Origin of the sequence: Algoriphagus persicinus (assembly GCF_035156415.1) — a bacterium.
Classification (GTDB): domain Bacteria; phylum Bacteroidota; class Bacteroidia; order Cytophagales; family Cyclobacteriaceae; genus Algoriphagus; species Algoriphagus persicinus.
In genome coordinates this window covers 40591-53060 of sequence record NZ_JAYEEY010000016.1, presented here as the reverse complement: position 1 = coordinate 53060, position 12470 = coordinate 40591, and the positions used below count along the sequence as shown (strand labels likewise).

The window sequence follows — 12470 nt, the reverse complement described above, 5'->3', positions numbered from 1 at the left end:
TGAATGGTGAATATAGACCAAAAAGATGGTCGTTCCAACGGGTGAAATGCGAAGCATTCATGAACACTGTTGAATGCAAATACTTCGTGAATAAGGTCCCTTAAGCACGGGAGTCGATACCCGAAGCCAAGCAAGTGGCAAGCTGGTTTGACATGAGGTATGCAGTGAAGTAAGCCAGACTGCGGTGTCTCTACTGATAGCCTGTCCCGCAAGGCGGGAAACAGGAACTCTGTACCGAGACTATGAGGCTGGATGAGGTAGCACATCATGCCGAAGGCCCAACCTTCCGCAAGGGAGGAGTATCAAAGTAGTAGATAAAAAAATGTCCCTTAGGATCATTTTAGCAAAAGGCCGGGATGCAGGGAAGACACGAGACACTAACTATCAACCTTAATTTTCTTTCATTGACTTTCTGTACTGGTAGGGTTTTTTCCTGTTTACTTTTTGAAAAAGTTATTGAAATAAGTCACTTCCGAATAGCCCAATGCACAGGCAATACCGGACACATTCCGTGAACTATGTCGGAGCAGGACTTTCGATTCCTGTAATAAGAGTTCAGCAATCAGCGCAGAAGTTATCTTTTGGGTGATTTCCTTGACAGATCTGTTCAAATGATTCACAAGTACATTTAGCTGATCTGCAAAATCTGAGGCAGTTCTCTGCTTCACTGAGGTATGTAAATCATCCACAGGAAATTGTCTTTCCAGTAATTCCATAAACATACTGGCTATGCGTTTTGACGCTGAGGCCACCTTATTTTCAGTCCAAAGTGGATCAGTTCAAATCGTGTGAGGTTGGTGAGAATGTCATCCACTTCAACATTGGAAAAATAAGGATTGAAAGTCGAATCTAGATTCATCCCACTTTCTACAGCAATTTTCGCATCGCCACTCATTTTGAATCTAGTATCTGTCTCACCACTGAAGTAATCTCGTGCAGCATTAAAATCAAACAATGAATTACAATAATCAACCATTTTCAATCGATTCCTTATTCAAAACAAATAATGATATTGATTTTGCTTTACCTGAAATTCATCGTGAATACTGTGCGCTCATGAGGAATAGAACTTACTTCTAAGCTGCCTTTGTGCAAGTTCATAATCTGTCTAGAGATGGCCAAACCAATGCCGCTTCCCGTTTTTTTGGTGGAATAAAATGGAACAAAAATGCGCTCCAATGCCTCAGGGATAATTCCCGGACCAGAATCTTCTACTTGTATCATCAACCCTAAATCTCCCTGACTAATAGCTGAAAGCCAAATCGTACGGTCAGCCTGAGATTGTAAGGATTCAGCCGCATTTTTCACTAGGTTGATCAAGATCATGGTGATCTGATCCGGATCGCAATGGATATCCAAGTCACTGGGATGAACCTTGGTTTCTACTTTTACCTCAGCCAATTTTAAATCCTCCTTCATCAGGGTGAGCACATTTTCAAAAAGCTGTCTCACTGGCATGATCACTTTTTTAGGAGTTGGTATATTGGTGTAGTCACGGTAGGCATTCACGAAATTTACCAAGCCTTTGCTACGGTTGGCTATGGTGTCTAGACCTTCCTGCATATCCATAAATCCATCTTTTTTGATCAAAAATCCTTCCTGTTGCACGTAGCTATCCTCATCCAGAATAGTACGAAGCGATTCCACCAAACTGGATATAGGGGTGATCGAATTCATGATTTCATGACGAAGTACCTTAGTCAAGTTCTGCCAGGCTTCCAATTCGTTAGATTGAAGTTCTGCATTGATGTTTTGGAGCGAAAGTAAGGTCCAACTGTGGCCTCCCATTTTTAGCGAAGTGGACTGGATGATGAGGTGAAGGGAAGGGTTTACTTTTTTCGAGATCCGCTGACCTGGTTTCATATCCATCACATCCTCCAGCAGTTTGGGAGATAGCTTACCCAAATCAGTAATGTCCCGAAACTGTGGAATCTGCAGCAAATGCTTTGCAGCATTATTTATTACACCGATTTTTCCGGCATCATTGAAGGAAATAATGCCAGTATTGATGTGCTGAATGATCACCTGAAGGAAAAGCATCTGTTCTTCCTTTTCTGCACGGGTCTTCTTAAATACATCCATCACATCATTGAAAGAAGTATTTACTTCCCGGAAGGACTTTCCCATTTTGCTGTCTGAAGTGAAGGAACTTGAGAAATCAGCGTACCGAATGGAATCTAGAAATCGGGCAAGTTTATGATTGATGGAATTGACATAGTAGATCATTTCTCCGATTTGAAATATAGCAATCAAACCCAAAATAGCGGGCGCCAACCAGAGATCCTGACTGTAATACAGCCAAAGTCCAAGGTATAGATTGGCGATAATTCCGAAAATCCGTAAGCCAACTCCAAGAGAAAACCGCTTATAAACCATATTTCTCCAGTCTGCGATAGAGTGAGGATCGTGTCAGACCGAGTTCCTCAGCTGCACGCGTGATATGACCATTGTGCTTTTGCAGTGCTTTTCTGATGAGAATACGCTCCACATCTTCGATATTTAGGTGCTCCAAACTCACGGATTCATCCTGACGCTCAGGCTGGGTCATTTTCTGCAAAAACAGATCTTCGGGCTGCAGTACATTATGGTTGGACATGATTACCGCCCGCTCTATACTGTGTTGAAGCTCTCGGATATTGCCCGGCCAATGGTACTTGCACATGCGTTTTAACAGTGGCTCGGAGGCTTTGCGTATATCTTTATTATATTTTTTAGAATAAAAAGCAATGAAATGGTCTGCCAAAAGCGGAATATCTTCCACACGTTCCCTAAGTGGAGGAAGATGAATTTCTATGGTATTGATACGATACAATAAATCTTGACGGAAGCCATTTTCATAGACCATAGCATGAATAGGCATATTGGTCGCAGAGATGAGGCGGATATTTACATCCACAGGCCGATTTGCGCCCACACGTGTCACTTGGCGGTTTTGCAGTACAGCCAATAGCTTGGACTGAAGTGCAAGGGGAAGATTTCCGATTTCATCCAGGAAAAGTGTTCCCTTATTCGCTTGCTCGAATCTGCCTGCACGGTCTTCTTTGGCGTCGGTAAATGACCCTTTTTTATGCCCAAAAAGCTCAGATTCGAAAAGTGTTTGCGTGATAGAACCCAAATCAACTCCTACAAATGCTTCTCGATTTCTGCGGGAATGTCTGTGAATTGCCCGAGCTATTAATTCTTTTCCGGTACCGTTTTCTCCCAAAATCAACACATTGGCATCAGTGACGGCCACTCGTTCTATTGTCTCAAAAACCCGCTGCATAGATTCACTTTGGCCGATAATGTCCTTGAATTTATTATCAATGTCCTGCTCCATGGTTTGCTTTTGATCCCTCAATAGATCCACTTCCATCTTCTTTTTGCGCAGCTGCAAGGCAGAATTAAGCGTAGCAAGCAAGCGCTCATTTTCCCAAGGCTTCAGCACAAAATCAGTAGCACCTTCCTTTATTGCTTTTACTGCAAGGTTCACATCTCCATAAGCCGTGATCAGAACCACCACCGCGGAAGGGTCAAGTTCCAGAATCCTGTCCAGCCAATAGAACCCTTCCTGCCCGGAACTTACATCTTTAGTGAAGTTCATATCCAATAGAATCACATCATAGGATTCATTGTGGGTGAGGATAGGAAGTAGATCGGGATTGGTCTCGGTGTCCACTTGGGAAAAATGCCGCTTCAGAAAAATTTTTGCTGCCTTTAGGAGGTCTTCATTGTCATCTACGATAAGAATTTTGCCTGTTCGTTGCTCGCTCATAGTAAAAAGGAATTAAAAAAGCACGGAAACCTATCCTGCTTGGGTTGTGCTCCTGTTCCAAAAGCATACCGAAAAACAAGACGATATAAATTTGCTGCAAAACGTTTGATTTCGGACAATTTGGGCATGTTTTAGACGATAGAACTGAGATATAAGGTAGAAAAAAAATATTCGACTTTGAATTATTTTGTTCGCTTGCGGACGAAAATGTTCGCGAGTCTCGATTCCATTTTTTCCAAAATCAACCAAACAAGCCTGTAAAGGCGATTTTTTGCATGGCATACCATTTGGCATAATGGAGGCAGCCCGAAAATGGCATTTACACACAATGGATAGAAAATTAGCTAAGAAAACCTGGACCCCTAAGAGAATCGCCTGGATAGTTGGCGGAGTCGTTTTAGTCGCTGGGATTATTTATCAAATAGGATATGCAGACCATAGATCTACGATGAACGTGGAGAAGGATCGCCTGAGTATCGCGACAGTTTCGAAAGGTGAGTTTACAGATTATATATTGGTTTCGGGACAGATCGAACCTGCACAGACTTTTTTCCTAGATGCTGTGGAAGGCGGCATGGTAGCTCAGATCGTACGGGAGTCGGGTGCTATAGTCGATGTAGGAGACACGATTTTGATGATGGCCAATTCCAATTTGCAGCTAGACGTGATGCAGCGTGAAACCATGCTCTATGAGCAAATCAATAACCTGCGTCAGACACGTCTATTTCTGGATCAAAATGACCTGAGCCAGCAAGGACAGCTAGCTGAAATAGATTATCAGATCAGCTTACTTCAGCCTCAGTATAAAAGATTCAAAGAACTTCATGAGAAGAAACTGGTTTCTGACCGGGAATTCGAGGAAGTGGCAGAGCAGTACGAGTACAATCTGAAAAGAAAGGAATTGACCTATAAATCCTATAAGAGTGATTCCATTGCTAGAGCTTATCAATTGGCGCAGCTTCGGCAGTCCGAAAATAGAATGAATGCTTCGCTGAATGGAGTGGGTCAAATCTTGAATAACCTGGTGATCAAGGCTCCTATTGCAGGTCAATTGGCCATGGAGCAGATAGAAGTGGGTCAGGCGATCAACTCAGGTGAGCGCTATGGTCAGATCGACGTGCAGGACGAATTTAAAGTGCGGGTTCCGATAGATGAATTGTATTTGCCAAGAATCGGTCGAGGACTTCGGGGGAAGTTCACACTTAGCGGAGTAGATCATGAGCTGGAAATCACAAAGATCTATCCGACGATTACCAATGGACGATTTGAAGTGGATATGACATTTACTGGTGAAAGCCCACAGGGTATCAGAAGAGGACAGAGTGTAAGAATCAGATTGCAGCTAAGTGATAGTGAGCAGAGTTTGCTTTTGCCTACAGGCGGCTTCTTTAAGGACACAGGAGGAAACTGGGTGTTTGTGATCAACTCTTCCGGAAATGCCGAAAAGAGAAATATCAGGCTTGGAAACAAAAACCCTGAATTCTATGAGGTCTTGGAAGGACTTGTCGAAGGCGAGAAAGTAATCATCAGTGGGTACGAGAATTTCGGGAAGAATGAGGTGCTGGAGTTGAGGTGATGGAAGGGAGACGGAAGACCGAAGACCGAAGACGGAAGACCGAAGACCGAAGACGGAAGACCGAAGACGGAAGACGGAACGATTGTAGTCAAAAGTTAAATTGTGGAAATATGAGTTTTAAGTTTGAAAAATTGATCATTTGGCAAAAAGCGATGGATTTAGCTGAGGAAATTCATGTGCTATCAAAGAAGTTTCCTAAAGAGGAGATTTACAATTTGAAAAGTCAAATTTGTAGATCAGCTGATTCTATTGCACTTAATATTGCCGAAGGGTCAATTAGCCAAACCAATCCCGAGCAAGCTAGATTTATTGGGTACTCCCTTAGATCTTTAGCTGAGATGGTCACTTGTTTGTATAAAGCAAAAAGAAGGAATTACATCGATGATTCACAGTTTGAAAAGCTCTATTTGGAAAGCTTCAATCTGATGAATATGATAATAGGATTTAAAAAATCGATTAAATAATGAAGCTGGAAGACGGAAGACTGGAGACCGAAGTGGCCTCGTCGTTAGTGGTTTCCGAATCCTATGAATAGGAGTTCTTCGGTCTTCGGTCTCCTGTCTTCGATCTAAAAAACTAAAAATCTATACAACAAGGTTGGAGGATCCAACGACTTCGGTCTTCGGTCTCCCGTCTTCGGTCTCAAAACATAAAATCTATCAAATATAGATGGAGGTTCCAATCACTTCGGTCTTCGGTCTCCCGTCTTCGGTCTCAAAAACATAAAATCTATCAAATAGAGATGAATGATCAAATGACTTCGGTCTTCGGTCTCCTGTCTTCGATCTAAAAAACTAAAAATCTATACAACAAGGTTGGAGGATCCAACGACTTCGGTCTTCGGTCTCCCGTCTTCGGTCTCAAAAACATAAAATCTATCAAATAAAGATGAATGATCAAATGACTTCGGTCTTCGGTCTCCCGTCTTCGGTCTCAAAACATAAAATCTATCAAATAAAGATGGAGGTTCCAATCACTTCGGTCTTCGGTCTCCCGTCTTCAAACCTAAATCACATGAACATAATCAAAACAGTCAATCTCCGAAAGATGTATGCTACCGAAGAGGTAGAGACGACAGCATTGGATAGTATCCAGATCGAAATCAAGAAAGGTGAATTCGTCGCCATCATGGGTCCTTCAGGATGTGGAAAATCCACCCTGCTGAATATCCTTGGGTTGCTGGATAACCCTGATGCGGGAGAATACCATTTCCTCGAAAATGAGGTGGCTAAATTCTCAGAAAGACAGCGCTCTTCACTCAGAAAAGGCAACATAGGTTTCGTGTTTCAGAGCTTTAACCTGATCGACGAACTTACTGTATTTGAAAATGTAGAGCTGCCATTGCTTTACCTGAAAATCCCTACAGATGAGCGTAAGGTAAGAGTAGAAGAAGTGCTTACACGCATGAACATCATGCACAGAAGAAACCATTTTCCTCAGCAGCTTTCAGGAGGTCAGCAGCAGCGTGTGGCCATCGCTAGAGCGATTATAGCCAAGCCTTCGGTGATCCTTGCCGATGAACCTACAGGTAATTTGGATTCTACCAATGGAGAAGAAGTAATGCGTCTGTTGGAAGAACTCAATAACGAAGGAACCACGATTGTGATGGTAACTCACTCTCCGCATGATGCCAACTATGCTCACCGTATCATCAATCTATTCGATGGCAAAGTGGTGACAGAGAATATTAGAGAGCAGTTTCATGTGTAAGAAGACGGAAGTCCGAAGACGGGAGACCGAAGGGAGTTTCATCACTGCGAGGAGCCCCGTCACTGCGAGGTACGAAGCATTCTCGATTAAAAGAATTGCTAAACCCTGAAAATGCAGGAATGAGTACTTAAAACCAGATTGCTTCTCCGCCTGTGGCGGATCGCAATGACGTAACCAGAAACTCTTAACTAACAACACCCCATGCTCCGCCATCAACTTACCCTCGCATTTCGCAGTTTTATGAAGTTCAAGAAGATCTTCGCGATCAATCTGTTTGGATTGGCAATAGGTCTTACCACGGTAGTTTTGATCCTACTTTGGGTAAAAGATGAATTGAGCATCGGTCGTTATCACGAGAAGATAGACCGAATCTATGCCGTGATGACCAACCACGATAATTCTGGAGGGATTGTAACTTGGTCAATAACTCCTGGTGACATGGCGGAAGCGATGAAAGCTGAGTTGCCTCAGGTAGAATTATCTGCCGGAACCTCTCCATTCATTGAAGGAGTCGCTTTTGAAAATGGTGATACCAAGATGACGGGAGATGGTTTATTTGTGGACCAAAGCTATTTCGATATTTTCTCGGTTGATTTTGTGGAGGGCAATCCTAGCCAGGTTATGACAGGCATCAATAGCTTGGCGATATCTGAGACGATGGCAACCAAGCTCTTTGGTTCACCAAAAGAAGCGATTGGTAAATCCGTAAAATGGCAGGTATTTGATTTTCAGAATGAAGTTGAAGTGACTGGAGTTTTCAAAGACTTTAGTTCTATGGATGTTGACAGGTCAGACTACCTTCTTTCTTTTTCTTACTTCAAACAAATGTTAGGTGAGGGTGTTCACTGGGGCAATTTCAATGCTTCTACATATGTACTCCTTCGGCCAGATACAGATGTCGAAGCTTTCAATGAGCAAATTGAGGGCTTTATCAAAGCCAAAGATGAAGGAAGTAATGTGTCTGCTTTTGTGCAGGCATATGGTGATACGTATCTGTACGGTACTTATGAAGATGGCAAAGTGGCAGGAGGAAGGATCAGCTATGTGAAACTTTTTTCGGCTATTGCACTTTTTATTTTGATTATTGCCTGCATCAATTTCATGAATCTGACCACAGCGAGATCCATGAGTCGATTGAAAGAAATCGGTGTCAAAAAGTCTATGGGGGCTAGCCGTGGAGGTCTTTTCGGACAGTTTATGGTGGAATCCTTACTGTTGACTTTCTTGGCTTTGCTTGTGGCAATGGTGGCAACATTTATACTACAACCATTTTTCAATCAGGTGACTTCCAAAACATTGAGTATGTCATTTCAGCCGGAGTTGATTCTTCTTTTATTGGGTATCTGGCTTCTTACAAGCTTTTTGGCGGGAATTTACCCAGCCGTTTATCTCTCCAAGTTTAAGCCTCTGGAGGTAATGAAATCGAATATCAAGGGAAGTTTTGGGGAATTGCTGGCGAGGAAAGGTCTGGTAGTTTTTCAGTTTGCCATTTCCCTTTTACTGATCATTGGGATCTCAGTGATCGGTAAGCAGATGTCCTTTATTCAAGATCAAAATCTCGGCTACAATCAGAGCCAACTCCTTCAGGTAAATGCCTCTGGTATCCATCCAAATCAGCTGGACTCCTTCTTGGCTGAGCTCAAAAATACTCCTGGAGTAGAGAACGCATCCAGTTTGAGTCATCCATTAGTTGGCTTGAGCAGCTCTACAATCGGTCTTACCTGGGAGGGTAAAAATCCGGATGAGCAGGTGAAGTTCGAAAATGTATCAGTCAACATGGGTCTGATCGAAACTATGGGTTTTGAATTAGTGGATGGTCGGGCATTTTCTCCTGACTTTGGAGAAGAAAATTCAAAGATAATTTTGAACGAAGCTGCAGTTCGAACCATAGGCTTTGAGGATCCAGTAGGGCAAATAGTAAATCTTTGGGGTGATGATAAAGAAGTGATAGGAGTGGTTAAGGATTTTAATTTTGAGTCATTGAAGGAGACTGTTAAACCGGCTTTCCTAAAATACGATCCGGGTTTTGCACAACGAATAATGGTAAGAATCAGCCCTCAAAATCAACAGGAAACCATTGCAGGAGTTGAGCAGCTTTTTGTGAAGCAAACCGCTCAGCCAATGGACTATTCATTCATGGATGAGGATTATCAATCATTGTATGCCGCTGAGCAACGGGTATCTAAGCTTGCAAAATACTTCGGAGTGATGGCGATTTTCTTGAGTTGTCTGGGACTATTTGGATTGGCAGCATTCACTGCTGAAAAGCGTAAGAAAGAGATTGGTGTACGCAAAGTAATGGGAGCTTCTACTTTCGGGATATTGACTTTGGTGTCCAAAGACTTCGTGCAGCTCATATTGGTATCTATCATCATTGCAGTGCCTTTGGCTTGGTACTTTGCTGATAACTGGTTGAAGACCTATGCTTATCAAACCAATTTGAGTTGGTGGATTTTTGCGGGATCTGGGTTTCTGCTGGTGATTATTGCGGTGGTAACTGTAGGAGTACAAGCCTATAAGGCGGCATCAGCCAATCCTGTGAATTCATTGAAAAGCGAGTGATTTTAAGTAGCTAGTATCAAGACATAAGTATCAAGATTCTAGATCCAAGAGTCAAGAACAAAGAATCAAGAAAACCTTCATTTACTTCTTTAATTATGCTTAAAAACTATGTTAAAATTGCTCTAAGGGGATTTTCGAAGCATAAACTCACCTTTTTCATCAATTTATTTGGACTATCTCTTGGGCTTTGGGCGGCGATCTTGATCGGGCTTTGGGTCAGATCAGAGATGAATGTCAATCAGGAATTTGCAGATGTGGATCAGATCTATCGTATCATGGAGCATCAGGCGTATGGCTCGGATGTTTTTACTACCACTTCCACTCCGGGAGTTTTGGCAGAAAGTATGAAGGAGAATCTGGCCGAGGTTGAGTATGCTTCGACTTACACTTGGGGGGAAAGCCAGCTTTTTATCCAAGGAGAAAACCGGCTAAAATTTACCGGTATCTATGCCCATCCTGACATTCTGCAAATTTTTCAGTTTGATGTGATCCAAGGGAATAGAGAAAACATGCTTACTGAGAATAACCATGTGATACTGACGGAGAAAACGGCAATAGCTCTTTTTGGCAGTATGGATGTGGTGGGGAAAGATGTGGAGATCAGAAAGGAGGTAGATTCGAAAAACTACATCGTGCGTGGGGTGTTGAAAGATCTCCCTGAGAGTTCCTCGGTTAAGTTTGATTATTTGCTTCCGTATTCGGTCTTTTTTGCAGAGAATGAATGGCTCAGTGATTGGGGAAACAATGGGCCAAACACTGTTGTAAAATTACGAAAGGGGACAGACGGAGAAGCATTTTCAGATCGTATTTCCGACTACATAGCGGAAAGAAATGAGGAGTCAAATGTAAATTTGTTTGCTTATCCGCTAGCGGATTTACACCTGCATGGAAGTTGGAAGGATGGGCAACCGATCGAAGGAAGGATCAAAAATGTAAAACTGTTTGGCATAATTGGGCTATTTGTGCTCATCATTGCTTGCATCAATTTTATGAATCTCAGTACGGCTAAATCCCAAAAGCGGGCTAAGGAAGTTGGCGTGAGAAAGGTGGCCGGGGCAAACAAACAATCACTTGTGCTGCAGTTCATGAGTGAGTCACTTTTGATTACGTTTTTTTCGGCTATTCTGGCGATACTTCTTGTAGAGGCTACACTTCCGGTTTTCAATAATCTCACGGGTAAAAGCATGACTGTTCCTTATGCTGAACTGACCTTTTGGCTTCAGTTGATGGCAGTTGTAGTATTTACAGGAATAGTAGCCGGAAGCTACCCTGCTTTTTATCTATCAGCTACCAAAGTAGTATCAGTATTTCGTTCATTCACCCGGGCTGGAAAAGGTGTGGTACTGGCCAGAAAGGGCTTGGTATTATTCCAGTTTATCCTGGCCACTATTCTGATCGTCGCTACCCTAGTGGTATATCAGCAGATCAATTACGCACTTAATCAGGACTTGGGATATTCCAAAGATCAGCTTGTTCACGTGACTTTAGAGGGCAACCTGTTGAAGAATTTTGATGTATTCAAAACAGAATTGGAGAAGAATGAGAACATAGAGTCTGTGACCAGATCCTCTTTTGGAATGCTGGGAAGGAATTCCAATACTGGAGGAGTGTCATGGGAGGGAAAAGACCCTGCAAATTCCGCGCTTTTTGAAATTATCCGGGTGGACTATGATTTTGCCAGAACTATGGGATTGGACCTAGTGAAAGGGAGAGATTTTAATAGAATAAATGGAGCAGACTCTATTTCGGGAGCAATTCTCAACCAGACAGCCTATGATTTGATGGCAAAGGATAACGAGGGAGGTGAATTCTTTAGGATGTGGGAGGAGGAATATTCTATTACCGGGCTTGTAAAGGATTTCCATTTCGAAAGTTTCAGACAAAATGTGGCACCTGCTATCATACTTCTTGAACCTGACAATACTTGGGTAGGATTTGTCAAGGTTAATTCCGATGATATGCCTGGAACCATCTCGTACATAGAAAATGTAGCCAAAAATCTGAATCCTGAGTTTCCTTTCGACTACAGTTTCATGGATGAAAATTATGCAAGACTGTACCAGGAGGATGTGAGATTGCGGGATTTGGCGCAATACTTCAGCATCTTAACAATCTTGATCTCTTGTCTTGGGCTATTGGGACTGTCGGCGCATATTGCAGAGCAGAAAACAAAGGAAATCGGCATACGAAAAGTGCTGGGAGCATCCACGCTTTCCATTCTTCAGGTGATCAACAGAGAGTTTATTTTGATAGTGGCGTTATCTATTGCAATAGGTTCGGGCTTGGCTTTTTGGCTGATGCAGGATTGGCTGGAAGGCTATCAATACAAGATCAGCTTTGAGTGGTGGTTTATCCCGCTCGCAGCAGCTACCATTCTGGGAATTGCCTTGTTGACCGTCACCCTTCAATCATTGAAGGCTGCTAATTCCAATCCGGTGAAGGCGATTAAGAGCGAATAGGGGTTGTTCGTCATTGCGATCCGCCACAGGCGGAGAAGCAATCTCGTCGTAACTAACTTTGACTTAGAGTATCAAGAAGGCAGTATTAAGTAGCTAGAATCAAGACTGGGGGAGAGAGTGGTAAGGTTTGTATGTGGTGAGAAGTAAAAGGTAAAAAGCATTAAGAAGTATAAGAGTCAGATCGGATTCTGTCATTGTACAGGACGAAGGAGTTCGGCAGTCTCATCGTTAAAAACCTAGTTTTAGTTATTATTTCGTAATTGCGATCCGTCACAGGCGGAGAAACAATCTCATCGTAACTAACTTCAGCCTTTAGTGAAATCAGTCCGATACTATGATCTTTGAGACCCAGACCACAGGAGGAGATGAATAAAAGTTGTCTAATTCTGGCTAAAAATTTTTGGAAAAA

9 protein-coding genes are annotated in these 12470 nt (G+C 42.6%); 5 read left to right on the top strand and 4 right to left on the bottom strand.

Annotated features, from left to right (window positions below; genetic code table 11):
* Positions 1 to 437: 437 nt before the first annotated feature.
* Genes U3A58_RS13585 through U3A58_RS13570 form a run of 4 tightly spaced genes read right to left on the bottom strand, consistent with a single transcriptional unit; the run spans position 438 to position 3754 of the window.
* Positions 438 to 716 (bottom strand): helix-turn-helix domain-containing protein, encoded by a 279-nt coding sequence (locus U3A58_RS13585; protein ID WP_323824147.1) that lies wholly within the window; start codon positions 714 to 716, stop codon positions 438 to 440.
* Between the two features lie 11 nt (positions 717 to 727).
* On the bottom strand, positions 728 to 976 hold the full coding sequence (locus U3A58_RS13580; protein WP_323824145.1) for a hypothetical protein: 249 nt from the start codon (positions 974 to 976) through the stop codon (positions 728 to 730).
* A 47-nt stretch (positions 977 to 1023) separates the two neighbouring features.
* Positions 1024 to 2376 carry a sensor histidine kinase gene (locus tag U3A58_RS13575; protein ID WP_323824143.1) on the bottom strand — a complete coding sequence of 451 codons (1353 nt, stop codon included), beginning with the start codon at positions 2374 to 2376 and terminating at the stop codon, positions 1024 to 1026.
* Complete coding sequence (locus U3A58_RS13570; RefSeq protein ID WP_323824141.1) at positions 2366 to 3754, bottom strand: sigma-54-dependent transcriptional regulator; 1389 nt, start codon at positions 3752 to 3754, stop codon at positions 2366 to 2368. Before U3A58_RS13570 ends, U3A58_RS13575 begins: the two co-directional genes overlap by 11 nt.
* A 328-nt stretch (positions 3755 to 4082) precedes the next feature.
* Here U3A58_RS13570 and U3A58_RS13565 point away from each other — a divergent pair, with 328 nt between their 5' ends.
* The 5 genes from U3A58_RS13565 to U3A58_RS13545 all read left to right on the top strand — a co-directional run bounded on the left by U3A58_RS13565 (position 4083) and on the right by U3A58_RS13545 (position 12061).
* On the top strand, positions 4083 to 5330 hold the full coding sequence (locus U3A58_RS13565) for an efflux RND transporter periplasmic adaptor subunit (RefSeq protein WP_323824139.1): 1248 nt from the start codon (positions 4083 to 4085) through the stop codon (positions 5328 to 5330).
* A gap of 110 nt (positions 5331 to 5440) precedes the next feature.
* Positions 5441 to 5794, top strand: a complete 354-nt coding sequence (locus U3A58_RS13560) for a four helix bundle protein (RefSeq protein WP_323824138.1) — start codon at positions 5441 to 5443, stop codon at positions 5792 to 5794.
* Between the two features lie 550 nt (positions 5795 to 6344).
* Positions 6345 to 7040, top strand: coding sequence for an ABC transporter ATP-binding protein (locus tag U3A58_RS13555; protein ID WP_323824136.1), 696 nt, complete (start codon positions 6345 to 6347; stop codon positions 7038 to 7040).
* A gap of 240 nt (positions 7041 to 7280) precedes the next feature.
* Positions 7281 to 9602 carry an ABC transporter permease gene (locus U3A58_RS13550; protein ID WP_323824134.1) on the top strand — a complete coding sequence of 774 codons (2322 nt, stop codon included), beginning with the start codon at positions 7281 to 7283 and terminating at the stop codon, positions 9600 to 9602.
* A gap of 95 nt (positions 9603 to 9697) precedes the next feature.
* Positions 9698 to 12061: an ABC transporter permease gene (locus tag U3A58_RS13545; RefSeq protein WP_323824132.1), complete on the top strand. Its 2364-nt coding sequence runs from the start codon at positions 9698 to 9700 to the stop codon at positions 12059 to 12061.
* Positions 12062 to 12470 lie beyond the last annotated feature (409 nt).

Excerpts from the sequence above, each read along its gene's own strand:
- U3A58_RS13580 (WP_323824145.1), bottom strand. The coding sequence starts at position 976 with ATGGTTGATTATTGTAATTCATTGTTTGATTTTAATGCTGCACGAGAT.
- U3A58_RS13565 (WP_323824139.1), top strand. The coding sequence starts at position 4,083 with ATGGATAGAAAATTAGCTAAGAAAACCTGGACCCCTAAGAGAATCGCC.
- U3A58_RS13545 (WP_323824132.1), top strand. The coding sequence starts at position 9,698 with ATGCTTAAAAACTATGTTAAAATTGCTCTAAGGGGATTTTCGAAGCAT.
- U3A58_RS13560 (WP_323824138.1), top strand. The coding sequence starts at position 5,441 with ATGAGTTTTAAGTTTGAAAAATTGATCATTTGGCAAAAAGCGATGGAT.
- U3A58_RS13555 (WP_323824136.1), top strand. The coding sequence starts at position 6,345 with ATGAACATAATCAAAACAGTCAATCTCCGAAAGATGTATGCTACCGAA.
- U3A58_RS13570 (WP_323824141.1), bottom strand. The coding sequence starts at position 3,754 with ATGAGCGAGCAACGAACAGGCAAAATTCTTATCGTAGATGACAATGAA.
- U3A58_RS13575 (WP_323824143.1), bottom strand. The coding sequence starts at position 2,376 with ATGGTTTATAAGCGGTTTTCTCTTGGAGTTGGCTTACGGATTTTCGGA.
- U3A58_RS13550 (WP_323824134.1), top strand. The coding sequence starts at position 7,281 with ATGAAGTTCAAGAAGATCTTCGCGATCAATCTGTTTGGATTGGCAATA.
- U3A58_RS13585 (WP_323824147.1), bottom strand. The coding sequence starts at position 716 with ATGGAATTACTGGAAAGACAATTTCCTGTGGATGATTTACATACCTCA.